A 26220-nucleotide genomic window follows, 5' to 3' on the forward strand; every position below is an offset into this window, starting at 1 on the left:
ATCCGTATTACACCACGAAACAAATCGAAACACCTAGCGTTCCACCATGTTCACCTCGTCGACTTATTCGCCCAGCGTCAATCAACCAACGACATCCCGTGGCGGGGTTGTGGGATTTCTACGCAAGTTGCATTCCATTGAACTGGGCTCAAAGAACCGTGGTGGCGACCCCACACGCATTCGCCCCACACCGTTGGCTGACTTATTGCGGCTGATGCTGATGCTGCTAGAAAATGGATTGTCACTCCCCAAAGCACTGGGATCCCTGGCCGGCGATCGGTCGGCAGCTCGTTATCGACCGGTGCTGAATCGATTGCGAATGACCATTGAATCGGGAGGGCTGCTGAGTGATGCGATGCAACGATATCCACGCACCTTTACCTCCATGCAAGTCCAGCAGATCCGCATTGGCGAGAAAAGCGGCACGCTCGAAAAGGCACTTCGTCGAGTGTGCGAGCAACTCGAACGCAGCGTGGCGCTGCGCAAGCGAATCATTAAAAAGGTCAGCTACCCTGTTTTGATTTCCGTTGCGGGGGCGGGATTGATGATCTTCATGTGCGTCGTGGTCGTTCCGGAATTTGAAACGGTCTACGGCAACAGCGGCGTCGAGTTGCCGGCCGTGACGAAAGTGGTCACAGGCATGAGTCGTCAGGTGATCACGAACGGTTGGCTCGTCGTACCGTTTAGCATTGCCAGCATCGCTTTGATCTCGATCGTTCGGGCACGCCCGAAATTGGCGAGGTTGGCTGATGCATTCCTGCTAAAACTACCGATCGTCGGACCATGGCTGCGTGACGTTGCGATTTTGCAGTTTATCGAAGCGATGTCATCGATGGTCGAGTGTGGATACACGCCGGTCGATGCGGTCCAAGTGGCCGTGGATTGTGTCCGCAACCGAGAAGTCCGCGCGGCGGTGGACCAAATCCGTAAGAATGTCAACCGCGGAGAACGGCTCAGCAAACAACTCTCCCAGCATGATCGTTTCTTTTCGAACACGCTTTGCCAATTGGTCGCAGTGGGCGAACAATCAGGTGATTTCCCAAAAGCACTTCATGGGGCGACCGATCATTTGCGTGAACGACTCGAAACCCGCATCGACGCGTCGGTCGGACTGCTCGAGCCAACCCTAACGATTCTGTTGGCCGTCGCGATCGGCGGAATCGTGCTATCGATCTATACCCCGATGTTCCATATGTTTGAGGTGCTCGAATGAGAACGGGATTTACGCTCTTGGAAGTGATGATGGTGATGGTCATTTCTGCGATGGTCGCAGTGATCGGCATTCGTCACCTCAACTCACCGGGCAGCGAAGCTCAACGCCGCAGTTGTTTGATGACGCGTGAAATGCTTCAGCATCACGTCGAAGCCTACCAGGATGATACGGGGACGCCGGTCACGACGACCTTACGAGAAATCGCAAACGATCGCTACGCGGGCACGACACTGCCCCAATGCCCCGTGTCGGGAGCGACCTACACAATACGAGGCGGTCAAGTTCAATGCTCGGCCCATCCAAACAACTGATGTCCGAAACGCGTCCTACAGTCGGAACTCCAACGACGTTACCCTTTTTCTCGCTTTGCGAACAACTCCAACGACTTCTCCAGTAACAAGACGGCTGCGTCAATGTGCTGAGTGGTCGTGATCGCGGGCGGCGGCAGGAACCGAACCCGAGTGGGATTGGATCCGCAGACAAATCCGAGCAGCCCACAATCGTACATCGTGTCCATCATCGCTTTGGCATCTTCAAAGGTGCCATCGCCAGGGGTGAACGCAAACATCATAACCTCACCGAAGGGCCCTGAAATCAACGTCGGATACTTGTTCGCCAATCGCTGCAGTTCTGCAACAAAGTAATCATGCCGGCGGACGTTTTGCCCGTTCTGCCCATAGCAATCCATCGCATCGATTGCCTCCAGCGTCGCCAATCCGGTCGCAATCGACGACGATGACCCCGTAAAGGTTTGGCTGAGCACGGGGGCTTTGGGGACAAAGTGGTTGCCATAAAGCGTCGCACACACTTGGGTGATCTTGCCAACGGTGACAATGTCCGCAAACGGATCCAGACCATAATGCTGGAACGCAAACGGACGAGTGGTTCGCGAGAAAGTTTGAATCTCGTCAAAGATGATGGGGATGCCGGCCTCGCGAAGCGGTTGGCAGAGCGCTGTGAAAAAGGGGTTGCTGCCAGCATAATAACCGCCTTCGCCCGCGATCGGCTCTGCCCAAAACGCTGCATAACGACCGGGATGGCGTTTGAGGAGTCGATGCAATTCTTCGACAGCCCAACGTGTACTTTGCTTCGGTTTCTGAGGATCCAGAAACGGGATGTAGTCGACGTTGAGAGCCAATGGCAACCCGGCACGATAATTGGGGCGATCCGTTAACGCAGCAAGCGCCAACGATCGGCCGGCAAAGGCGTTGTCAAAAGCGATGATCCGATCGGCGGGAGCTTTGTGGTGCAAGGCGATCTTTAACGCATTCTCGTTTGCCATCGCACCGCTGGTCGAAAGCATGCAGTGTTCCAGCTTCGCACCGGTTTCCGTCGCCAACTGCGTCAACCGCTGGCACATTCGCAGACTTGGCGGGTGTTGTTGCAGATTGCCTTGCATCACCGTGTCTTCGAGCGCGGCATCGATCGCCGCATCGATCAACCGCGGATCGCTGTGCCCACATCCATGGACGCCGATCCCGCCGATGAAGTCCAACTTGACGCTTCCATCGGCCAACTCGACGTAGGGTCCCTTGCCAAGCCCAGCCGACAGGTAGGGCCAAATCGGTGGTCCGCCACGCACCTTCCCGAGTTGTTCAAGCAATGCATCGTAAAGAGGTTTCAACAAGCCGTCTGCTTCGCGAACCTCAACAAGCGGGCTGGCATGCTCGGCAACCGCTTCGGCAATCAATCGTTTCGCTTCGGCGACACGCGGGTCGGCTCGGAGTGCATCGGCGTGAGTGGCAGGGGGATTGGACGAGGAATGAACCACGACGATGGGCTCCGTGATGGAAGGGGGGCAGAGAATTCACACCAAATAGTAACGTCTGATTGGCCCAAGGTTCAGCCGGGGTCGCATTTTGGGCAGAACGAACCCCATCGGACCGCCAACGGCAAGGAATCCGCCCACGATGATCTCCCCATTCCCAGTCCGCCGCAGCCTTGGCATCCTGTGGCCATGACTTGGATTGGATTATCGGCGGTCTCCGCCCTCTTGCTCGGCTTTTACGACGTCGCCAAAAAGGTAGCGGTGCGTCAAAACGCGGTCCCGGTGGTATTGCTGATCAGCGTTTCCGTGGGTTGCACGCTGTGGTTGCCGATGATCCTTTGGTCGTGGGTGTCCGTCGAAACGGTTCCGCATCGTTTGCTTCGAGTCGATTCGTTATCGCTTGGCGAACATGGCCTCTTGATGGCGAAAAGCGTTTTAGTGGGTACTTCGTGGACACTCGCCTTCTTTTCGCTAAAGCGATTGCCGCTGTCGATTGCGGCCCCGATTCGTTCGACGAGTCCCGTCTGGACGATCGCCATCGCATCGCTCTTTTTACACGAACGACCGACTCCGACGCAGTGGGTTGGGATTGCGATCGTATTGACAGCCTTCTGGGTGTTTTCAGCGGTCGGGCTTCGCGAGGGGGTCAAGTTTCATCGTGATCGAGGCGTTGCGATGATGGTCGCCGCAACCCTGCTTGGCGCGATCAGCTCGATCTACGACAAGTTCTTGCTCCAAACGGCCGCCATCTCACCCTCCACGGTCCAGGCTTGGTTTTCGGTTTACTTGGTGCCGGTGATGATTCCGATGGCCGTTTCGTGGCAACAAACGCAACAAAAAAAGACACCGTTTCAGTGGCGCCCGATCATCTTGACAATTTGCCCGCTGTTGCTGGCCGCAGACATGGTCTACTTCACCGCATTGGCCGATCCCGATGCGTTAGTCTCCATTGTCTCGGTCGTGCGGCGCTGCAGCGTGGTGATCTCGTTCTTGTTCGGCATCCGGGCACTTGGAGAAGCCAATTTTTGGCCTAAAGCGGCCTGCATCGTCGCCATTTTAGCGGGCGTTGCGGTGTTGGCCCTTGGGGGCTAGCGTTCGCCGTATTTCTTTTTGTACTTCTCGAACAACATCGTGTGCTTGCTCGACAAATCGACTCGTCGCCCTTGGATGAATGCCTCCGTCACGTTGGTCTGCGTTTCCAGCAGGTCGCCGTCGGCGATCACGATCGTCGCGTCCTTCCCCACCGTCAAAGAACCGACGCGATCCTCCACCCCCAACACTTCTGCCGCCGAGAGGGTGATTCTGCGGATCGCGTCCTCGCGCGGTAAACCATACGCGACGGCGCATGCCGCATGGTAGGGTAGATTGCGTACGTTGGACGCGCCACCCGGATAACCTGATCCTTCCCCGCCAATGGCGAAGTGGACACCGGCACGGCGCAGTCGCTCGGGCAACGTGTAGGCCGCATCATAGGGATCATCACGGTGCATCGGCAAGCGATAGACCCCAGCAACGATCACCGCAACGTTGTGGCGTTTCAGTAGGTCCGCACAGGCTTCGGCTTCGTAGCCTCCATAGATCACCAATCGAAAATCGTGCTCGACGGCATAGGCCACCGCGGATTCGATGCCCGATTGCCGATCGACGGAAACAATCAACGGCATCTCGCGGCGCAGAACCGGCAGCAAGGCCTCGAGTCGCAGGTCTTCCGCTATCGGCTCTGACTCACTGGCTTGCTTCGCTGCGTAGCGTTTGGCTTGTTCGATCCATTCATCAAACTCTCTCCATTTCTGATCACGTTCCCTTGCCTGTTCGACGGAATCCTTGTCGTTGGGCTGCATCGTGCCCCAGGCAACACACAATCCGGATGGAGCAAGGAGCGTCATTTCCGCTGCCGTCCATCCGTCGAGCATCATGACGGCCGATTGACCTTGAACGAATCGACCTCCGGGTGCCACGTGTGCGATCAGGACGCCGCCGGCGCGGGCCACCGGAATCAGTTCGCTGTCTGGATTGACTGCGACCCAGGAACGAACATTTGGGTTTCGTTGCCCTAGCTCGTCGCGATCAATCGTCACGTCCACCGCACTGATTTCTCGCAGTCCGATATCGGTCAGTGGTTCGATCAATCCAGGGTAGACGTGTTTTCTATCCGCCTTGATCACCTCCGTTCCTTCGGGAGGGCGAACGTGCCGGCCGATGGCTGTGATGCGTCCCTGTTCAAACAGGAGCGATCCTCGCTCGATGACGTCACCCTCAATCGGATGGAGCGTCGCACCACGAATCAAGATAGGAGTCGTTTGCGGCGATCCCGGGATTTGGTCATTTGCATGAACCGGCGCGGGAACCACGAAGAGAGCCGCGGCGACCCAGACAGGCAAAACGCTTTTAATGATCATCGTGATGCTCCTGTTGTCCGGCCCGCATTGCAGTAGATATCGACGCGATCCCAGCGATCGGCCTCCTCGATTGGTTCGTCTTTCAAGCGATCAGAACGCTCGCCGTTCTTCGTCTCGCTGACTGGCTGCGACCCTTGATCGAGTCCCATTTGGACCAATTGGGCGCGAAGTCGCGCATCTCGCGTGCGAAGCTGATGATCCAATTCCAGGTCAAAGTATTTGATTCCATCGATCCATGTCTGTTCGCATCGTGTCGTAGCGGATAAGGGGGGGCCGCTCCAGACAACCAGGTCGGCGTCTTTGCCGACTTCGATGGAACCGATTCGGTCCTCCAGGCGAAGCTGCTTCGCTGGGTTCAGGGTCACAAATTGAAGTGCCTCCTGTTCCGGCACGCCGCCATACTTGGTCGCCTTGGCGGCTTCGGTGTTCAGATGCCGTCCCAACTCGGCATCGTCACTGTTATAAGAAACAACAACACCCGCGTTGTGCATGATGACGCCATTGTAGGGAATCGCATCGTAGACCTCGAATTTGTAGGCCCACCAATCGGCGAACGTCGACGCCATCGCACCATGCTGAGCCATCCGATCGGCCACCTTGTAGCCTTCGAGAATGTGTTGCAGGGTGCCAATACGAATCCCGAACTCTTCGAGCACATCCAAGGTAGCGACGATCTCGTCCTGGCGATAACTGTGGCAATGAATCCATCGGTCGCCGCGTTGGATCTCGACAAGTGCATCCAATTGCAAATCACGTCGTGGCGGCAAACCCCTACGATCCCCGGCCTGCCAAGCTTGACGGTCTGCTTCGTATTGCCGAGCCGCCAAGAACTGGTCACGAATGATCTGTTCCACCCCCATCCGAGTATTGGGATAGCGGCCGGAGCTACGCTTCACGTTCTCGCCAAGTGCAAACTTGATCCCCCATGGAGCGTCTTTGAGCAGCATCTCCTCCATCGCTGCGCCCCACCTCAACTTGATCACTTGGCTTTGTCCGCCGATAGGGTTTGCGGATCCATGCAGAATTTGCGATGCCGTGACGCCACCGGCCAATTGTCGATAGATCGTGATATCCGAGTTGTCGATAAAATCAGCGATTCGAACCTCCGACGTCACCGCTTGCCCTGATTCATTGACACCGCCATCGGTTGCCATGTGAGAATGACAATCGATGAGACCCGCGGTGATGTGTTTGCCTTTCGCACTGACCACGAGACAACCTTTTTCCGCAACCAGCGAGTGCCCAACCTCGGCGATTTTTCCGTCTCGAACTCGCACGTCCGCACCCTCGATTTTCCCCAACGGCCCACTGGTCCAAACGGTCGCTCCACGAAACAGAATCGAATCCGCTCGAACCGGTTTCTGCTCGAGCCCATAAGCGCCGAGCGGGTAGACCAAGGCAATTTCTGGTTGCGACCGCGGAACGTCCTCGTCGCCACGGTTCGGTTCCTCCGCATCGCCATCATCGTTTTCTTCTGCTTCCCCCGTTTCGATCACCTTTGATGAGGATTCATCCGGCTTCCGCTTCAGCGAAACCAAATGCTGATGACCGTCGGGGGTTGTCAACGTCGCCGAAACGGACCGATACGGCTGATCGGGCGAGGAAACCGTGAGCAATGCCACACGCGAAACGCCAGGCGAAAACTGCTCGGAGAGTTGGCGAAGCTGGACCGATGCCGAAAACCGTTCACGTTGGCGGACGAGGTCTTTCCATTTTGCTTTCTTCGGCTGTGTCTCTGAGCTTTCGCTCGGGTCGGTCGTGCTCGCTGGTTGGGCTTGATCAACAAGGCTGATCGATCCGCCCCATTTCTCCCCCTGTTGCTCGAACAACCACTCCGTCTCCATTCGTTGGTCACCCGACGGTAAGACGGCCAACCACGTGCCGAGCAGCCGATCTTCGTCGATAAAATTTGGCGTTTCCACCTCGAACCGCTCGCCGACGACCCATGTTTCATGCACCTTGGTTTTCGAATCAAACAAGTCCCCGTCGGTGACCACCAAGTTCGCCAGCATACCAGGCTGGATTTTGCCAACACGATCGTCGATTCCTAGCAGGGCCGCGGGCACCGTGGTGACAGCCGCCAACGCGGTTTTCGTGTCGAGCCCGCGGTCGACGGCCGTGCGAATTTGCGAGAGGAACTTGGAAACATCCTCCAAACCATCCGTCGTCAAACAAAAGCGAACACCCGAGTCGGTCAAGCGGGCAGGATTTTCGGGAGCAAAACGCCAGTGCATCCATTGACGCAAGCTGGTCTCGCGAATCGATTCGGCTGTTTTCGTATCGGGCGTTTCGGGAAAATCAACTGGCACCAGAATCGGATGCCCTGACGCGGCAAGGGCGGCCAATTCGCAGTACTCATATCCCGACCCGCGAAGCACCGCGTCGATGGAAAACTCGTCAGCAAGTTTTGCAGCGCGGAGCGCCATTCGTTCGTTCGGAGCATCGATGACAAAGGTTCCCGACTCGATCGCTTCCGCCAACTGCGCCAGCGATTCGTTCGGTTCCGGACGTGATCGCTTGGGATCGTTTTCAAAGATGCGATTCGCTTCTCGATACCAAAGTGCGTCGTAGAGTGCTTGCCGGACAAGTGCGACGGCTCCCATGGGGGAATTTGGATACGCGTTGCGGCGTTCGCCACGAGGTACCGTCAAAGAAAGGTGCTGAAACCGCTGAGGCTGCAATTGAAATTGCGGATGATCGTTCTTCAAGGCCAACACAACGCAGCTCGACCCTTTGATGATACCACCCTGCGGGGCCACCAATTGGACCGTGATGCCCTGACTGTGAAGTTTGTCAAGATCCCCATCACTGATCCCACCAAACCACGACGCCTTGTACTGCGGCGAAACGTTCTCGTTCCAGTAACCCTGATGGGAGGTCGGCAAGTTGTCGGGGAGCTCGACATCGTGCATCGCATCGACAAGTCCCGCATAGATGCGTTTTCCCTCAAGATCACGCACTTCGGTCCCGGCTGGAACGTTGAGCTCGTTTCCGACTGCAACGATCGATGTACCCTCGATCAAGACCGACACCGATTGCGGAGCCGAATCAGGATCGCATACCACCTCGGCTCCGCTCAGTAACACGGCGGACCGATCGGCTTGCCGCAACCCCACCACCGGTCGTGTTGTGGTTGCACGCTGTGCCATCGTGGGGGGGGCCGAAAACAGCAGCACCATCGATGCGAGCGTGATCAAAAAGAGATGCTTCATGGGATCTTGAATAATCTGGGATCAGAGGCAAGGGAGAAAATCAGAGGCAAGGCAGAACAAGCCGGTCCATGTTAGTCTCTCGACGATCCAGCGTGTGCGAATTGCGGCATCGGACAAGAGATTCTTCCGCAACGGGTGAAGCCTGCTGAGGGGCGAACGGGGGGCGTCGGGGAATCACCAACGGCAAAGCCACTTCGGCGCAAAGAAAAGAGAAGGGGGCGGCAGCGGCAAAATCAGCGGTGATGTCTCTAAGCTGTCGCCCCCCATATCCCAAGCAGGGAAGGCACGGAATAGGAGGCTCTTGAAACATTCTCTCCGCGCGAAAATCACAAAACAATCGGGAGAAACCGAAGGACCGATGTAAGAAATTCCCTGATCTTTGATTTTGTCGGCGCGATGCAACTCAAAGCGGAAAGCCAGCGAACACGAACCATCCTACTCGGCGGTAGGCTCTGGTTCGATCTTCACATCACCCTTCTCGCCACCGTCGTCGCCGTCTGGGGCGGATTCACTTTCCGCAGCTTCTTCGCTGTCCTCGGCCGTTGCCGGTTCGTCCTCCTCGGCCGTTGCCTCCATTTCGGCTGCCTTCGCCGCTGCGGCGGCCGCTTTCGCTTCCTCCTTGGCCTTCCTTTCTCGCTCCATCGCTTCGGCGGCCTCACGTTCTCGTTGACGTTCCTCTTCTTCGAGTTCGCGTTTGCGTTCTTCGATCTTTTCCTTTTGCGTGTAGCGAATATCTTCGTAGATTTCCGAAGAAACTTGGTCGTAGTTGCCCATCATCTCGACAAAGGCAGCCAGCGGAAAATCATCGGGAAACTCTTCGCTGTCGATCGCAACCGAGTAACGGCGAATCGATTGCACCAAATCTTGAGCGGAATCATCCACGGTTAAGATCGGGTAGTCGTCAAAGATTTCGGCCCAAATCGCGAAGGCTTCCTCGTAGAGTGCAATCGCCTTATCAAGCTCCGCAGCTTCATTCGCCTTCTCTGCGTCATAAATCAACTGTCGTGCTTTGACCGTTCGCTCTTCTTGTTCGGCCTGTGCCAACGTATCCCAATATTGGTAATTGATCTGCTTGCGATAACCTTCCGTCTTATTGATCCGTAGATCCAAATCTTCGATTTCCCCGGCGAGTTCGATCGCTCGCATCCGAACATCGGAATCGGCCTGCTTGGCATAGCCCATGTATTTGGGAAGGTACTGTTGTTCGATGCCAGGCAATTCGTCACCGGTCAATTTGCGGAACTCTTCGAGCCGCAGTGCCTTCAAGCGAGTCAATTCGTCGAGTTGGCCGAGTTTGATCGTAAATGCGGCGGTCGTTGGAACGCTTCGCTCTCCGAACTCTTTCCAACCATCGGCAGCCATTTGCCAAGCGTTCTGGGCCCGATCATCGAGGACGCCTTCGTCTTCGATCGCTTCAGCATGCTTGATCCGCCACTTTGGGCCGGTTTCGAAGAAGTTCAACGGGGTTTGACGGCGAATCTTGACGCCCGAATCGACGAGGTCGTAGCCATGAAACAGCCACAATCGACCCACCAACCAGTTATCAGGCTTGAAATAGGGACCACGCGCTTCCGGACTATCAACGGCAATGCCTTCTTCCATCAACGCTTGATGCAAAACCTCGTCTTCGGAGAACAGTTTGCGGAACTGCGTCTTCTCATCCGCCATTCCCATCTTGGACCCATAGAACCAACCGGTGTACCAGACCAACCGTGGTGCGTTGCGATTTTGCCGCACGCCTTTGGTCAAGAACTCCGTTCCTTCACGGACCATTTCGTAACGTTGTCGATAATCATCGAACTCGGTCGAAACGTTGTAGGCTAAGTTATGCGCTTGGTGCTCCCAAACCTTGTCAAAGTGAGGTTGAAGCAGCGCAATTTGGTTTAAAACCGCTTTCAAACGGTCCCATTCGTGCTGGACTTTATAATCATGGGCCTTTTCCCACAACAACGTGGCGGCAACCCCTCGCATCCCGAGCGAGGCGAGCTTCATCGTTTCGCTAGCGGGACTGATTTCACCGAGATCACTTTCGGCGATGTTGAATTTGTCACGCATCTCGGAAAGCTGGCCACCGGAATCCCCGACGCCACCACTGGGCTGCCCGAGCATGTAGAGTGGAACCAGCATTGCCAACAAGACAACGAGGTAAATAAGCTTTCGACTAAGTGCTGATAGATTCATGCCGCGATCTCACGCGATTTCAGGAAGAAGTAGCTGACCATGAAGGCCAAAATGCAATACCCGAGCGTGGCGGCCGCGTGGCGTGCCAACAATGCTCCGAAAATGTCGAACCCACTGGCCGCATACTCGGCCGTCCCCACCATTTTTGGCAAGTTCGGCAGTGCGGTTGCGATCGCATCGAGGGTGTAGACGATACCGGCGTCTGCGGTTTGAATCACTTTGCCAGCCAAAGCGTCGACGTCCAACTGGGTGGTCATCGCGTCCTGTTTCAGCAGCCGCACCATCGATTCGATCGGCCCGCCACCGCGGTCGACCCCCGAGTCGATATAGAAACGCGTGTCGTAGACCTGTTCGGCCGAGAATCCCAACAGCACGCAGACAAACGTGGCAACCATCGCCACCGGACCGCTCAAAAAGGTGCTGAACATCACGCCAAATGCGGTCACCATCGTCATTTGAAGCCAGATCGAAATGTAGGCTTTGGTCAGGTTCCAGGCAAAGCTGTTCTCACCGGCTCGCAAGTACACGCCACTCTTGGTCACTCCAAGATATTGGCCGCTATCGAGACAGCGAATTTGAATCATCAAATCCCCATTCTCGTCGACCAAATCCTCAAAGACGTTAAGCATTCGCGTTTCGTTACCATCGGTGCCTTCGATCGAAAGCGGCAACAGCTTCTCATCGACAGTGTATTCGTCAACGATGAACGTAATCGGGTTACTGCTGATCGACTTTTGCGGATGCTTCATCGTGATCGAGCCACGAATGCCCGTGACGATGTCCCCTTTGAAGCTCCGATAGGCTCGAATCGACATATCCAACGGCAACCCATCGAGATAGCGAGCGGGCGTCACGTCATGAAACGTGAACTCCGCCACGCCGAGCGTGCCACCTTCGACGTAACCATGCTCGGCTCGCCGAGGACCTTTGGTGACCCCGACCAAACGCGAAATCCCCGCGCTGCCATAGCCTTCTTGAACCTTTTCGTTTCCAACGTCGATCCCGGCATCCTGCTCATCACCTTGGCGATCGTAAAATTGAATTTCCCCATAGGAAGGGATCCGAGCGCGAAGGGCACCGGTGACCGGCCCGATCGAAAACGTACCGTCCTCGCGATGGGTGACCACATGACGATGGCCGCGAACCATGTCGGTCAAACCGAGGCCACCCGTACCGGGATCGATGGTAAAGCCATGACTGTGACCGTTGCGAAAATCGGTTTCCCCTTCGAGTCGCCCGCTGCTGAGTTCTTCGACGTCAGCCACTTCCAGGTGAGTGTGCCGAATCCCGCGCGTGACAAACAAGTAGCTAGCCAACCCCATCGGGATCAAAATCATCGTTCCGACACCCACAAAACCGAGCATCCGTCCGAGTACGATTTCCGTAGGCCGCACAGGCTTGGTGACAATCGTGTAGATCGTTTTACTTTTGATATCCGCCGGCAACGAAAAGGCGCTGATGAACAATGCCAGTGCAAGAATCAAGTAGTTGGTCGCCGTCAAAACAAAGCTGATGTAGAGACGTGCGGGATCGTCGCTTTCGGGATTCAAGTACCAACCGGCCAACAACAATCCGACCACGAACAGACCGACCACAAACAAAACTCTGCGGCGAATCGCTTCTTTGAACGCCAATCTCGCAAGGGCAAGGACACGGCGTGCCGATGTGCCTGGCAGATCGAATCGCACCAAGTCACGAACGACGCGTGCGACCGCATAGAAACCTTCACTCGGTCCATACCGGGCGGCAGAAATGATGTAGCCGCCGATCAATCCGAGTACGATTGCCAGGACGAACAGCACGACCCCTTGCAACAGCGCACTTTCCAAAAACGCATCAGGCCGCATCAACCACTCGTAGAAGGACCAAAAATCATCGGGTTGCAGCGTCATTGACCGGCACCCTCCGAATCACCTTCGCTCGATGCACGGTCGGCGTTCGGCGAATCGCTTGCAGCGGCGTTCGCCGCATCCGCCGAGACACGCCGTGCCCCAGGCCGGGCTTCACTTTCGCGAACGATATTGAGAAACAAATCCTCCATCGTCGCGGTGGGATTGTCGATCGAATCGACCGTGCCGCCATGACGACGAATCACTTCAGCGATTTCAGCCTTGGCGGCGTCCGTGACCCCGCGAGCGTGCACTTCCGTCACGTCTTGAACTTTCAGCAAGTCGGAAACGCGACCGAGTTCCTTCAATTCCCCTTGGTGCAATATCGCGACTCGATCGCAAACGTCCTGAACATCGGCCAGTTGGTGGCTACACAACAAAACCGTCTTGCCTTGATCACGCAGCGCCAAAATCAAGTCCTTCATCTCTCGAGTTCCGATCGGATCAAGTCCCGTGGTCGGCTCGTCGAGCAGAATCAAATCGGGGTCATTGATCAGCGCCTGAGCCAATCCAACACGCCGGGTCATTCCCTTACTGTATTCGCGAAGCTGACGGTGCTTGGCGCCTTGCAGCCCAACCAATTGAATCAATTCGTCGACCCGGCGGCGGCGGTCTGCACCCGACATGTCGAACAACCTGCCATAGAAATCGAGCGTTTCTTCGGCGGTCAGAAACTTGTACAGGTACGATTCTTCGGGCAAGTAACCAATTCGCTCGTTCTTGCTCGTTTCCGAGGCGTCTTTGTCGAAGACCAGCACCCGACCGCTGGAAGGGAACAGCAGCCCAAGAATCAACTTGATCGTGGTCGATTTGCCCGAGCCGTTTGGGCCGAGCAGCCCGAAAATCTCGCCTGGACGAACCTCGATGTCGAGCGACTTCAGGGCGTGGACCTTCTTTCGCCCCCAAAAGTCACGAAAGATCTTGCTGAGGTTTCGGGTTTCGATCACCACCCCCGAATCGGTGTCCGCAGAATGGGTTTGGGCGGCGGGGCTGGCAGGATCAGCGACCGCAGTAGCATCGGTATCCACGAGCAAACGCTTCCGTTGTAGAGAAGTGGGAACAAGAACCATGAAATTTATAGGTTTTTACGTTACGGCATCATTTCAGAAAGGGTTCGTTTTTTTGTCGACCGGACCCTTTTCGCGACCTAGGGCAATTGCAAAGCCTTTGCTCGGCAGCCTAAAAAGGACGTCTTACTGTCGCTCACTCTTCGGCTTGGCAAGCGAACCCGTTGACCTCTTCTGCAAACGAATCGACCCCTTTTACGAACGGATCGACCCGGCCGGACTCGCCCCAAGCCGCCAGCCCCGGAGACCCGTCGGCCCACCAGGCGTCGTTGCGGTTCCTCTACGACCGAATCAATTACGAAGGGGCACCCTCGCAGGGTGCAAACTACCCGTTTCGGCTGCGTCGAATGCGGGACTTGATCCGCCGGCTGGGGCTGGAAGCCTATTTGGCGTCCGACTCTTCCTCTTCGACGCCCCCCCCCAAGCCCTTGGTCCACATCGCCGGAACGAAGGGAAAAGGGTCGACCGCGTCGATGGTGGCCGCCATGTTATCGGCAGCCGGCTACCGAACGGGACTCTACACGTCGCCTCATTTGACAGCCTTGGAAGAGCGGTTCCGGATCGATTCGCTGCCGTGTCGGCAAGTAGATTTGGTGCAATTGGTTGACCGAATCCGGTCAGTGGCGACGGCGATGGATTGCGACAGCGAATTAGCGCCCACTTTCTTTGAACTCACCACCGCGATCGCCGTTTTGCATTTTCACTTGCAATCCTGTGACGCCATCGTTCTCGAAACGGGCCTCGGCGGACGGCTAGACAGCACCAACGTGTTTGCCTCTTCGGTCACGGCGATCACCAGTATCGGGCTGGACCATCAGCACGTGCTGGGCAACACGATTGCTGAAATTGCAAGCGAAAAGGCAGGCATCATGAAACCGTCGGTTCCCGTGGTTTCGGCGGTTTCTCGCCCCGAGGCGGTCCAAACGGTTCACCGCAAAGCGGCAGGCATGGATTTGCCACTTTTTCAATATGGCCGCGATTTTGATTGCGACGCGACCCCTCGCCCCGATTGGGGGAGCCAGTTTCAATACCGTGGCCGAACGCCACCGTTGAGACCAAACCATCAAGCCCCGTTGGCACTCGAAGGTGACCACCAAGCGAACAACGCAGCAGTCGCCGTGGCAATTGTCGACTTGTTGAATGCCCAGGGGTTGCCGGTCAGCAACGATGCCGTTTCCCGTGGCCTGGGGAACCTCACCTGTGAGGCGAGGATCGAACGCTTCACACTGAGGCAAGACGTTGTTGCCATCTTGGACGCGGCGCACAATCCCGATTCAATCGATGCGCTTGTGCAAACCTTAAAGCCGCGTTTGGCGACCCGCCCGATCACGGTCGTTTTTGCAACCAGCCGCGACAAAGATGCGCAGACCATGCTTGATTGGTTATCCCCTTTGGCGACTCACCTCATCCTGACGCGGTATGTCGGTAACCCTCGCTATCGGGAGCCAAGCAAGTTGCGAGCAATGGTCGACGAATCCCGGATCGGGAAATCAGGGCTCGAATCCATCACCGTCTTGGAAGATCCCATCGAGGCCTGCGAAGTGGGACTGGCCAAAGCCACGCCGGGCGGTGCCGTGGTGATTTGTGGCTCCTTCTTTTTGGCTGCCGAAACACGATCCTGGCTTCAAGGGAAATCAAAATCCTGAGCTGGTAGTCGCTTTTTGGCTAGACGAACCCACCTTCGATTGCACACAATGGATAGAGTGAGAGCGCGTCGCCCCTTGGCAGCGGAGGAGGAATCGCAATGCCGAAACAATTGACTGCAGTGGCCGTGATCGATCTTGGCGATTTTGCACAACCGGCCGCCCAAGCGACGCTGGCTCGGTTTTCTCAGCGGAGCCTTGCCGGCCAACCGCTTGTCCTTCGGATGGCTCGCCGGTTGAGCGAATGCCAACTGGTCGACCAGGTAATGGTGGTCGGGTCCAACATGCCGTCGGAGGTGTTGACCTCGGGCATCGCGGGAATCGGCGGTGTTGCCGGTATTGGGTCGTTGAATTTGGGATCCTGTCACGTGTGCGAACGATTGAGTGCGGCAGCAGACCACTGCCATGCCGATTGGGTGCTCCGCGTTCCCTGCAACCAACCGTTTGTTGATCCTGTCTTGGTTGATCAATTGCTTGCCAAGGCGTTCGCGGCTGATCATTGCGACTACCTCGGTTATGCCTCGAGCACGGGGGATGCGGGGTGCGTCGATCGTTTGGGGCTGGTAGGGGAAGCCTGCCATGCGGATGCCTTGCGACGACTTCGACGGAACGCCGACCGCTTGCCAGCGGACGATTCCGCGTCGATTGCGTCGTGGCTTGAGAATTCGCCTGGCGTCTATCAACTGAAATTTGTGCCACTTCCGAGTCAATTGGATCGCAAGGATTTGCGATTTGCAGTCCAAGACGAACTTGATTGGGATGACGCGGAATTGTTATGTGACACCGTGATCAATGACGATTCGGCGTGGCAGCGGTTGGCAGAGATCGTCACCTCGAACGAAAGTTTGCGGTCCTCGATGGAAAGCCGCAACACTGAAGACCCCTCCTAATCAGCAAAGTTTACCTCAAGCATCCAGTTCCCATGACCGATACAAACCGATGCCCGCAGACGGGTCATCGGTTTTTTGTTTGCGCGTTCGTCTCTCCCTCATTCGGACCCCCCGTGTCATGGATGCATCGCCGTATTTCGCCAAGCGATTTCGAATTCTTTTTCTCGGATGCCTGATGCTGGGATTTTTGCCTTCGCTAGGCTGCCGCATCTGCGCGGATTGTGAAGATCTTGCCTACCCCGCCTATGGTGGGGCTTGGGAGCGGACGCGACGAGAGGACGGCCGAGTGGGCAGTCTTTTCGATCCCGCCGGAGCGAGGAACGCACAATTGGTCGACCGCGACACGCCCTTGGACCCGGACGAGTTAGAACGAGCAAAACGCAAAAATGACCCTGAGGAGGGGATCGATGGCGAGGATCCATCGCTCGATGAAGCCGACTCCGATTCGTCGCAGGATTCGGATCCGGACGGAGATGAGGGCGAATCGCTGAGAAAAGAAAAGCAGCAGCAGTTGAGGGATTTGGATCTCGACGATATCCGAGCGTCGTCGAGGGAGCCGCAAGCGAATTTGACGATGAACGCCCCGGAGTGGTGAATCGCGGACTCCTTTGCATCCAGCCGCCGGGTAACTTAGGCTATTCCGATGCGAACCTGCACAGCGTTCGTTTGCCTTTCCCTTCCTCCTGCAGCCATGAGCCATGCTAGATTTACGACACTACGTTCGTGATATCCCCGACTACCCCAAGCCGGGGATTCTGTTTCGAGACATCACGCCGATGTTGGCCGCCCCGGCAGCACTCCGCGGCGCAGTCGAAGCGATGGCCGAGCCGTTTCTTGATCACAAGATCGACATTGTTGCCTCGGCAGAAGCTCGCGGGTTCATCTTTGCCGCGCCACTCGCGATTCGACTGGGGGCCGGATTCGTACCGATCCGAAAACCGGGAAAATTGCCGTTCGACCTGCACTCGTTTGCCTACGAGTTGGAATACGGCTCCGATGAACTCCAGATTCACGTCGATGGAATCAAGCCGGGCCAACGCGTGTTGATTGTCGACGACCTCTTGGCCACGGGGGGGACCATGGAGGCTTGCTGCCGATTGCTGGAACAGTGCGACGCCGAGATCGTCGGCTGCTCGTTCCTGATCCATTTGGTTCAACTCGGGGGCGAAGCGAGGCTGAACCCCTACTTGGTTCACTCGGTGCTTCGGTATGACCAAGATGATAACGAAGTGGAGTTGAGTGCCCAGAACGAGCCACCGGGGCCGCTGGCGTAGAATCAAGCGTTCCCTGAGGGGGGCCCACGGCTGGCTCCGCACCACCGGCCTTGCTCAAAACCACTGGTCCATTTGGTGACTCACGCCTGAGGCCAACCACTGGAAGGTTGATTGAATACGACTCGAAGTGCCCAGTTTTTCGCCGAGTCCAGGTGAGGCCAAAACGGCGAACAGGGCCAACACGAATCCGCCAAACGCGACTGCCGCATTGCTGGGGTCATCGAACCGGCCGCCACCGAAGCGGACCAACCAGGACGACCGAATCGGTTCCGGCTTGGTCAGATCTCGCAAACGCCTCAGTCCCAGCTGGACATGTCCATCGGGCGAATTGAAGATCCATTGTGGATGAACTTCGATTCGAGCGCCGTCGTAGTTGAGTTCCCAGGGTCCACCGACTTGGATGCGAGCGGCATGCTTCGGTTTGACGGTGACCGTGAATCCTTCAATCGACGTTTCCTGGACAATGGCCTTGATCTTTCGCCGCCCGATTCGAATGATGGCGTGCCCATCGGATTCTTGAACGGGACAACGGAAAAAGCGTTGCTGACCTTCGACGTAACTCGATTCGGCCTGTGTATCGGTAGCAAGATTCATCGGAGAAAAGTCTTCCATCGTATGCGGGGCAATGGATTGTCTTGGTAATAGAACGAAAAGAGGTGAGTCACAGCAGCTTCCCCCGCGGTATGACTCTCCAGTGAACCCTACCCGATAAATCAAGCGAAGCAAAAAAACTCGGTTTTTCGAATTAGAAAAAAGAACCGAACTCGGGTGTCCGCAACGACTGTAGCGAATGTAGCGGGGCTGCGTCGCAAACCAGTACCGCCCTCGGCCTGAACGATGCGACTCGGCGAATCTTAAGAAGCGTATTGCAATCGTGGGTCATCAAGCCCAAGACGTTTCATCTTCTTGTAGAGTGTCGTGCGATTGATATCGAGTGCTTCGGCCGTGGCTGCACGATTCCATTGATGCTCCCGAAGCGATTGCAGAATGATGATCCGCTCGGGACCCTCCAGGGCTTCACGAAGACTTCTGCCACTGAGATCGCTTAGCGAGCGTGTCGGAGAAGACGCCGAGTCGATCGCAGAGCTGGCAAAGGTCACATCCCCGTTTCGCCCCGTCAATTCCGGTGGCAGATCCTCCATCGTCAACGTCGAATTGCGACTGAGCAGCACTGCTCGCTCGACAACATTTTCCAGTTGACGCACGTTGCCTGGCCAACCATACGATTGCAGTGCCGCGATGGCTTCACGGTCAAATCCATCGATGTCACGATCACTTGCTTCAGCCGCTTCACGCAAAAAGTGGTCGACCAACAAGGGAATGTCTCCCACGCGTTCGCGCAGCGGCGGGATCACGATGTTGACGACATTCACACGGTAATACAAATCTTGACGAAACGCCCCACTGGCGACCGCTTTGGACAAGTCTTCGTTCGTCGCCAAGATGACACGCGTGTCAACGCTGTGAGTCTCGGACCCGCCAAGAGGCTCGAACTGAAACTCCTGCAAAACACGCAGCAATTTGACTTGCATTGCGGGGGTGGCGGTTGCAATCTCATCAAGGAACAGCGTTCCACCGTCGGCCAATTGAAACTTTCCCAGACGATTTCCGGTCGCTCCCGTAAACGCGCCTGCCACATGCCCAAACAGTTCACTTTCGAGCAGGTTGTCTGGTAAGGCTCCGCAAGCGACTTCGATGAACGGACCGCTACGACGGGCACTGCGAGAGTGAATCGCGCGGGCGATCATGCTTTTCCCGGTGCCATTCTCGCCCGTGATCAAGACCGATGCACGCGCGTCCGCAACCGAGTCCACGACATCAAAAACCTTCAACATTCGGTAGTCGTGGCTGAGAATGTTCTCCATTCCACTGCGTCGGTCGAGCTGTTGCCGCAGCGTTTCGTTTTCTTGCGAAATTTTGCGTTGGTGGACCGATCGCTCGATGGCCAACGTGAGTTCTTCATCAATCAATGGCTTGGTGAGCAGATCGTAGGCACCCGCTCGCACCGCCTCGACCGCTGTAGCGGGTGTTGCATAGCCCGTCACCACCAACACCGACGTGTCGGGATGCTCTTTTCGTGAGTACGCGATCAGGTCAAAACCGTCCTCGTGCCCCAACCGCAAATCGGTGATCACGAGATCAAATGAGCGTTTACGCAAACTCGATTTTGCTGTACCGAGTGATTCCGCGGTGACCACTTCATACCCCATTTCACGAAGCCACATGGCCATCGAGTCGGCTAGATGAAAGTCGTCGTCGACCAACAGAATCGATGCTGCGCTCGTCATGGGTAACTGCGGTGCAGGGGTGGTTCGGGATGGAATCGGGAGGCCAAGGAGATGGACCTTCGTCGATGAACTCGGAGCAAAAACCCACTCGGGTGAGTCGCGAATGGGTGTAAACACCATGGTTATTTAGGTCACAACTAGGCAGCGGTCAAAAAAAGCGGCCGGTTCGCGGCTGGCCAGCGACCACACCGCAGCCAGGTCCAGCCTCGCCGAATGGACTGTAACTTGTTTTCTGGAAGACACTTAGCAATCAAGGACGGGCAGCCGGAAACGCCAGCAACCCGAGGACTCGATTGGTGTAAAATCAAGTCATCTTCTCTTCACATTGGAAACGGTAGCTCATGCGTCTTTTCTTGTTTCTGTTATTCCTTCTTTCGCTGAGTTGTTGCTGCGATTCGGTAAAGGGCCAAGAATCCGGGCTCACTCCGCAACAAAGAAAGATGGCGATCGCGATCAATGAATCGCTTGGTGAAGCGGGAAGGCATTACCAGGCGGGAAACCTCAAGGCGGCCGCGGATGCCATGCGCGTCGCGCTTGACGAATTGGACGCGGCAACTCAAGAGGGCTCGCAAGTGATGATCGACTCGCTCGATCCGATCATCAAACGGCTACGAACGGCCCATCTCATATTGGAACTCGAAGGAGCCTCGATGCCGCCGTTTGTGTGGCCGTCGCCATCGACGGACACGATTCAAACGAGCGTCGCCAATCCACTCCCTGCAAAGCCGGTTGCGCCGTCGCCCCCGACCGCCACCGTCACCACCGGCCCCATCAGCTTTATCGGGCAAGTCGCTCCGATCCTAATCCGACACTGTGGCCGATGTCATGTGACGGGATCTCGCGGTGATTTCAGCATGAGCACCTACGCGACGTTGATAAAAGGATCGCCAGCGGGTGTCGTCGTGTTCGCTGGAGACGTTCCCAACAGCGTCTTGATCGAGAACATTGAATCGGGATCGATGCCGCCGAGCGGGCAAAGCCTTCCCGCCGAGGAGCTGCAAACGTTGAAGGATTGGATTGCGTTGGGGGCCAAGTTCGATGGCGACGACCCCAATACTCCGCTGAGTTCGCTTGCATCCGGATCGCCATCGCCGCAACAACCAACGCTTGAAATCAAACGGGCGACCGGAGAGGAGACCGTCCGTTTTGCTGCCGAGGTTGCGCCGTTGTTGGTCGAGTCTTGTAAAGGATGTCACCTTGATGCCATGCAAACACGCGGCGGCTTGTCCCTCGACACGTTCGCGCAATTGATGCGGGGCGGCGATAGTGGGCCGATCCTTGTTCCTGGTAACGCCGCAGACAGCTTGTTGATTCAAAAGCTGCGAGGAATGTCGGGCGACCGAATGCCAGCGGGAGGCCGACCGCCGCTTGCCGATCAAGCGATTGAGATGATCTCGACTTGGATCGATGAAGGCGCTCGACTGGATGCAGCCGATGCGGGGCAACCGCTTGAAGTGATGAGTCAATTGGCCTGGGTGGCTAACGCGACGGCCACACAAGTGAGCGAGAAACGAAAACAACAAAGTCGGCGGGATCTGCAACTCATTGACGCTGCACAAGAGGCACCGCCGCAAACCGAAACAGAACACTTTTTGGTGACTGGAAACGCTTCCGACAAAACGATCGAGTGGGTGGCAAAGCTGGCCGAACAGCAGTGGAAGCTGACCAAGACCATCGTTCCCGGTGGAAAAGGCGAAGACTATTACCATGGCCGGGCAACGATTTTTGTGATGCCGCGTCGTTACGATTACAGCGAGTTCTGCAAAATGATCGAGCAACGGGATGTGCCAGCGGATTGGAATCGCCATTGGAAGTTTGATGGGCTGGGGGCGTACGTGGTCGTTGTCGCCGCAGACGATGATGACGATCAAACCGTCGCATCGCGGCTGACTGCGCCATTGGTCTCGCTCGCCGTCGCCACTCGCGGAAGCGACATTCCTCGATGGTTTGCCGAGGGGGTGGGAACGAACGTCGCCTTGGCAAACGCAGGGAAGGTCGATCGCGCGACGCTGCAGCGTCAGCAGCAAGAAACGATCGCCGCCGTGGCTGCGATGGAGAACGCAAAGCAGTTTCTTGAGCAGCAACTCAAACCGGAGCAGACCGATCGGATTGGCGCAGCGATCACGTCAACGATGATGGACCGGACGAGACGCAAGAACTTTGATTCGCTGTTGAGGATGCTTGATACCGGCACCCCCTTCGAACAGGCGTTCCTTAAAGCCGCCAACACAACGCCGGCTGAATACGTTACGGCTTGGTTGGCATGGGTCAAACGCTAGGGTTCAGCAACGTTAGGGTTCAGCAACGTTAGGGTTCAGCAACGTTAGGGTTCAAGCGTTCCTTCGTCACCGGACCTCGATAACAACCGAGCTCGGATGCGGTTGCCGTGCTCTTGCAGATCGCCAGACGTCTTGTAGAGCTCGATCGCCTCGTCGGTCTTTCCCAGGTGCTCGATCGCCCGGCCGAGATTGTACCGAGCCGCAGGCACCCAAGGCGACGGTTGCGTCTCGTCAAGCACTCGCTTGCGAAACCACGTCTCGGCGTTGTCGTATCGTTCGTCATCGTACTGAATCAGGCTCAGCCAATACGTGGCCGTTCGCTTGCCCAATCGCATCATGACCTGAGCCTGCTGCAGTTGGCGGTCATACAGCTTGGGATCGGCGCCCAGTTCACGACGGACCCCGTACGCCTTTTGTAGATCCACATCGATTCGCAAGTCGGCAATCTCGAACTCCGGAGCACGTTGGCTCAGATACAACGGCCGGGCACCCTTGAGGTCGGCGTTCTCGTTGGTGTCGAATTGGCCGTGTAGGTGACGCCAACGAGCCAAAGCAAATTGCTCGCTCGAGGCCGTCTCGGATTCCAGCACAGCCCATCGAGAGTAATACCAGAACGCCAAAATCGGATCACGTTCAGCCGCCTGCGCAATCGCTTCGGCATAGACTTCGGCCAGCAGTGGAACGGACCAGATTCGAACCCCTGCGATTCCGACAGCTGCATCAAGCTGTTCGCCAAGCGCATCGACGTCACTGTACAAAGTCATCCGCCGATCGCCTGTGAGCCGTGATTGCAAATGCTTCATCCGTCCACTCATCCCAACGGGCAACACATTCAGTAGCGCAATGTTCTGCTGGACATCTTGTTTGCCAAACGGATAGTCAAAGAAACCAGGAATGCTCAGTCGTCGCATCACCGACGCGTCGCTGCGAGCTTCGGCGAGCGTCGCGATGCCAATCTGATTGGGGCCAGGAACGAACATGCCCAACGAAGGCTCGAAAAGATAAACCTGTTCCCCGATCAGCACCCCCACGGACCATGGATTCAATTCGCCCGTTTCGGTCGACTGAATCGCCAGCAGCGCTGCGACAAGACCGGCTTGCCGGCACAATTGAGTGAACACGGCTGCACGTTGCATGGCATCCCCCGTCCCCCGCCACAGGGTTTGGTAATCGGTTTGGCGATAGCCGGGTCCTTGAAACACCATGCCCAGCGGCAGCTCGGGTGCAGCAACCTGTATCGAAGGAGTGTCCAGCGCTGGTTCGAGTGCCACGTTTCGCACGGTCCAATCGAACAGTCGCGCCGCAGTTCTCAAGGAAGTGACATTCGCATCGCCAATCTTTGTCTGCTGCTGGGTAAGCCAATCGGTCAACAAGATGTCATCACGGGGAGGCAGATCGAGCCAGTGGTAAATGGTTTTGAACAGATAAGCATCTCGCAAATGATCGACATCGCCGCGAACAAATTTGTCGCCAAGGAGTTGTTCCGCTGCAGCCTCGGGGGGGACCAAGTCGTTAACGGTTTTCAACATCACGGGGATGGTGTCGCGGTCTAAGTCGTCTTCGGGGATCGGATTGCTATCGGCCCATCGATTCAAGTGGTAGGTGATTTGCCGGCGGGCTTCCTCAGGGTTGAGTTCAATCAGCCGTGTCAGCATGCCGTGGACTTCACCCAGGTGGTCCTGTTTCGTTTCGCTCTGCAAACGGGCTTGCCGCTGAGATTGAATCTGGCGGACGACGTCCGAGTCATCGCCACACCCACCCATCAACACGACGCCAAGCGACACGAGAAGCAGAACGGAGTGTTTGTGTGGAACCATCGGAGTCTCTTCGAACGCCCTATTTGCCGCTGGGACAGTTGTTGCCGCCCAAAAGAGCGGGTTCGCTAGTGAGTGATTTCGTTAGCGACGCAGCGCAAACGAAGCAGCCGATCGATCATCGAATCGAACGCCGCCAGAGGGATCATATTCGGCCCGTCGCTCGGCGAGCGATCGGGGTCGGGGTGCGTCTCGAAAAAGATCGCGTCGATACCGATTGCTACGGCGGCGCGGGCCAATGGTTCGACCATTTCGCGATTTCCACCCGTCGCTCCCCCCAATCCGCCCGGACGCTGGACACTATGAGTGGCGTCAAAAACGACGGGAACCCCAAGCGAACGCATGATCGGCAGCGATTGCATGTCGTTCACCAGACGCCCGTAGCCAAAAAAAGTGCCTCGTTCGCACAGCATCACGCCGCCATCGCCGTTGGCTCGAGCCTTTTCCACCACGTATTTCATGTCCTCCGGCGACATAAATTGGCCCTTCTTGACGTTCAACGGTCGACCGGTTTTCGCGGCCGCGGCGATCAAGTCGGTTTGGCGAGCCAAGAAGGCGGGGATCTGCAGCAGTGAACAAACCTCAGCGACCGAGACGGCTTGGCCGGGCAAATGAACATCGGTCGTCACCGGCAAACCACTGTGCGTGCCGACATCCTCAAGCATCCGCAGCCCCTCTTCGATTCCGGGTCCCCGCCGTGCCGCTGCACTGGTTCGGTTGGCCTTGTCGAACGAGGCCTTGAACACCACGTTCACGTCCGCTCGCTCGTTGACCCGGGTCAGCACGTCGGCGATTTCAAAAGCAAGGTCGCGGGTCTCGAGCGCGCAGGGACCCGCGATCAACAGCAACGGCTGGTTGTCACCACATCGGTAAGGACCCACGGCAACGGCAGCGATGGGATGGCGGTTTTCGGCGGTGGTTGCGTTCATGTCGCTATCTTCTGGGATAACACTCGCTTCGGCAAGCCGCAGGGCAGCTTTCGAGAGCCGTCGGATTTACGGCGAGCGACGCAGGGACGTTGCATCGAGCACGACACCCCGCTCGGCACAACACACATCGATGCCTCCAGGCATCTGATAGCGATCAACCGTGTCGCTGGCCGCGTTGATGCTGTTGTAAAGCTGCTGCCAATGTCGCATCGTCATCGCGCGCTGCGGCCATCCTTGCTCGGTCCAAATCTGTTGAAGTGCCGCGATCACGATACAAGAATCTGTCGATGCGTCGCGACCAAGCTCAAGCGGATCGGCGGAAATCAGGTGCCGATCTCGCCAATCGTCTGCGAGTGAATCGATGACGCTCCGCCACTCTCGCTGGGACCGGGCTGCCCGTGCCATCGCGTTCTCGGCATCCGGGTACTTTGACCGGACCAAGGGGATCAGTTCGTGGCGGATCCAGTTCCGTCGATAATCGCCGTTCTGGTTACTTGAATCCTCCCGCCACCGCTGACCCACCGAGTCGAGCACCTCGCGAACGACGCGACGCGTGATCGACAACATCGGCCGGGTTAAAACCAGATCTTGCCCAAGCGAGCGATGAGGGGCGATACCCGCCAAACCGGCCGGCCCCGTACCGCGGAACAGATGGTGCAGTACGGTCTCGATGTTGTCGTCGGCCGTGTGCCCCAGAGCGACATAGCGAGCGCCAATTCGCTCGGCTTGCTGACGGAGGAACGACATTCGAAACCGCCTCAATGAATCCTCATCGGTCGAAGGATCTCCCACGACATTGTCCGTCAAAAAATCGACCCCCAATTCGTCGGCCAACTCACGAACGAAGGCCTGATCCCCATCCGATTCGTCCCCACGAATGCCATGATTCAGATGGGCTGCGACAATAAACCCCTGGCAAGCATCCGGGAGCCGATGTGAGCGGAGTTCGCACAACGCCCGCAGCAGGGCAACGCTGTCGGCACCGCCACTGCAACCCACCACCACCCCGACGCTTCCCCAACGAGAAACGGCCCATGCGCGTGAAATGGCGACGCAGAACGCGGCCCAGGAGTCATCTTCTGAGAGGGGGGGTGTCATCAAGTCGATCGGCAGGGCATGAGTAAAAACACGAGCAGTCGAGTGCACAAGATTACACATTGTGTCGCAAATTCAGACGCAACAGACAAGATTTCTCGATTCGTTGTTTCGCCACATTACGCCAGGTGTTAACCTGGGTTGTTCCACGCAAAAAAGGTTGAAAAACCGCGAATTTGTAGTGGATAACATCACAAACTGAGATTTCCAACCAATAATTCCTCTGAACAACAGAATCGTCTTCCCCGGCGGATTCTTTGACCAACAAATCGATCATGT

Annotated in this window: 19 protein-coding genes; 8 read left to right on the forward strand and 11 right to left on the reverse strand. The window is 56.7% G+C overall.

Translation table 11 applies throughout. From position 1 onward, the window contains the following. The first annotated feature begins 46 nt into the window (after window positions 1-46). Both Poly41_RS07130 and Poly41_RS07135 read left to right on the forward strand, forming a co-directional pair. Window positions 47-1213 carry a type II secretion system F family protein gene (locus Poly41_RS07130; RefSeq protein ID WP_146525234.1) on the forward strand — a complete coding sequence of 389 codons (1167 nt, stop codon included), beginning with the start codon at window positions 47-49 and terminating at the stop codon, window positions 1211-1213. Further along, window positions 1210-1524, forward strand: a complete 315-nt coding sequence (locus Poly41_RS07135; RefSeq protein ID WP_146525235.1) for a competence type IV pilus major pilin ComGC — start codon at window positions 1210-1212, stop codon at window positions 1522-1524. The genes Poly41_RS07130 and Poly41_RS07135 overlap by 4 nt, the downstream gene beginning before the upstream one ends. Before the next feature lie 38 nt (window positions 1525-1562). Here the strand turns inward: Poly41_RS07135 and Poly41_RS07140 are convergent, their stop codons facing one another. Further along, the gene (locus Poly41_RS07140; RefSeq protein ID WP_146525236.1) at window positions 1563-2984 is read right to left on the reverse strand and encodes a class-III pyridoxal-phosphate-dependent aminotransferase; all 1422 of its coding nucleotides are present in this window, start codon (window positions 2982-2984) and stop codon (window positions 1563-1565) included. Between Poly41_RS07140 and Poly41_RS07145 the strand changes: the two genes are divergently transcribed. After that, on the forward strand, window positions 2976-4073 hold the full coding sequence (locus Poly41_RS07145) for a DMT family transporter (protein ID WP_231615479.1): 1098 nt from the start codon (window positions 2976-2978) through the stop codon (window positions 4071-4073). The genes Poly41_RS07140 and Poly41_RS07145 overlap by 9 nt on opposite strands. Here the strand turns inward: Poly41_RS07145 and Poly41_RS07150 are convergent. From Poly41_RS07150 to Poly41_RS07170, 5 genes are all read right to left on the reverse strand, one after another. Next, window positions 4070-5380, reverse strand: a complete 1311-nt coding sequence (locus Poly41_RS07150; protein WP_146525237.1) for an amidohydrolase family protein — start codon at window positions 5378-5380, stop codon at window positions 4070-4072. The two genes, Poly41_RS07145 and Poly41_RS07150, sit on opposite strands and share 4 nt — an antisense overlap. Then, the gene (locus tag Poly41_RS34800; protein ID WP_231615480.1) at window positions 5377-8592 is read right to left on the reverse strand and encodes an amidohydrolase family protein; all 3216 of its coding nucleotides are present in this window, start codon (window positions 8590-8592) and stop codon (window positions 5377-5379) included. The genes Poly41_RS07150 and Poly41_RS34800 overlap by 4 nt, the downstream gene beginning before the upstream one ends. Before the next feature lie 435 nt (window positions 8593-9027). Next, complete coding sequence (locus Poly41_RS07160; protein ID WP_197231135.1) at window positions 9028-10773, reverse strand: IRE (iron responsive element); 1746 nt, start codon at window positions 10771-10773, stop codon at window positions 9028-9030. Next, window positions 10770-12665 carry an ABC transporter permease gene (locus Poly41_RS07165; RefSeq protein WP_146525238.1) on the reverse strand — a complete coding sequence of 632 codons (1896 nt, stop codon included), beginning with the start codon at window positions 12663-12665 and terminating at the stop codon, window positions 10770-10772. The genes Poly41_RS07160 and Poly41_RS07165 overlap by 4 nt, the downstream gene beginning before the upstream one ends. Next, window positions 12662-13690, reverse strand: coding sequence for an ABC transporter ATP-binding protein (locus tag Poly41_RS07170; protein ID WP_146525239.1), 1029 nt, complete (start codon window positions 13688-13690; stop codon window positions 12662-12664). Before Poly41_RS07170 ends, Poly41_RS07165 begins: the two co-directional genes overlap by 4 nt. Before the next feature lie 203 nt (window positions 13691-13893). Between Poly41_RS07170 and Poly41_RS07175 the strand changes: the two genes are divergently transcribed. The 4 genes from Poly41_RS07175 to Poly41_RS07190 all read left to right on the forward strand — a co-directional run bounded on the left by Poly41_RS07175 (window position 13894) and on the right by Poly41_RS07190 (window position 17536). Beyond that, window positions 13894-15375, forward strand: coding sequence for a bifunctional folylpolyglutamate synthase/dihydrofolate synthase (locus Poly41_RS07175; RefSeq protein ID WP_146525240.1), 1482 nt, complete (start codon window positions 13894-13896; stop codon window positions 15373-15375). Window positions 15376-15473: 98 nt separating this feature from the next. Further along, a complete protein-coding gene (locus Poly41_RS07180; protein ID WP_146525241.1) occupies window positions 15474-16262 on the forward strand; it encodes an NTP transferase domain-containing protein in 789 nt (262 codons plus the stop codon). A gap of 118 nt (window positions 16263-16380) precedes the next feature. Next, window positions 16381-16857: a hypothetical protein gene (locus tag Poly41_RS07185; protein WP_146525242.1), complete on the forward strand. Its 477-nt coding sequence runs from the start codon at window positions 16381-16383 to the stop codon at window positions 16855-16857. A 103-nt stretch (window positions 16858-16960) separates the two neighbouring features. Beyond that, window positions 16961-17536 (forward strand): adenine phosphoribosyltransferase, encoded by a 576-nt coding sequence (locus Poly41_RS07190; RefSeq protein WP_146525243.1) that lies wholly within the window; start codon window positions 16961-16963, stop codon window positions 17534-17536. A gap of 54 nt (window positions 17537-17590) precedes the next feature. Here Poly41_RS07190 and Poly41_RS07195 read toward each other — a convergent pair whose 3' ends face one another. Together Poly41_RS07195 and Poly41_RS07200 are read right to left on the reverse strand one after the other, a co-directional pair. After that, on the reverse strand, window positions 17591-18130 hold the full coding sequence (locus Poly41_RS07195; protein ID WP_146525244.1) for a hypothetical protein: 540 nt from the start codon (window positions 18128-18130) through the stop codon (window positions 17591-17593). Window positions 18131-18390: 260 nt separating this feature from the next. Continuing rightward, window positions 18391-19824, reverse strand: coding sequence for a sigma-54-dependent transcriptional regulator (locus Poly41_RS07200; protein ID WP_146525245.1), 1434 nt, complete (start codon window positions 19822-19824; stop codon window positions 18391-18393). 341 nt (window positions 19825-20165) lie between these two features. Between Poly41_RS07200 and Poly41_RS07205 the strand changes: the two genes are divergently transcribed. Continuing rightward, entirely contained in the window at window positions 20166-22103 is a 1938-nt protein-coding gene (locus tag Poly41_RS07205) for a c-type cytochrome domain-containing protein (RefSeq protein WP_146525246.1), read from the forward strand. A 44-nt stretch (window positions 22104-22147) separates the two neighbouring features. On the opposite strand, the gene Poly41_RS07210 is transcribed toward Poly41_RS07205, so the two are convergent. From Poly41_RS07210 to tilS, 3 genes are all read right to left on the reverse strand, one after another. Then, complete coding sequence (locus Poly41_RS07210) at window positions 22148-23920, reverse strand: tetratricopeptide repeat protein (protein ID WP_146525247.1); 1773 nt, start codon at window positions 23918-23920, stop codon at window positions 22148-22150. A 65-nt stretch (window positions 23921-23985) separates the two neighbouring features. Beyond that, window positions 23986-24846, reverse strand: coding sequence for a 3-deoxy-8-phosphooctulonate synthase (kdsA, locus tag Poly41_RS07215; RefSeq protein WP_146525248.1), 861 nt, complete (start codon window positions 24844-24846; stop codon window positions 23986-23988). 66 nt (window positions 24847-24912) lie between these two features. After that, on the reverse strand, window positions 24913-25944 hold the full coding sequence (gene tilS, locus Poly41_RS07220; RefSeq protein WP_197231137.1) for a tRNA lysidine(34) synthetase TilS: 1032 nt from the start codon (window positions 25942-25944) through the stop codon (window positions 24913-24915). Window positions 25945-26220 lie beyond the last annotated feature (276 nt).

The organism is Novipirellula artificiosorum (assembly GCF_007860135.1).
In the GTDB taxonomy this organism is placed as follows: Bacteria; Planctomycetota; Planctomycetia; order Pirellulales; family Pirellulaceae; genus Novipirellula_A; species Novipirellula_A artificiosorum.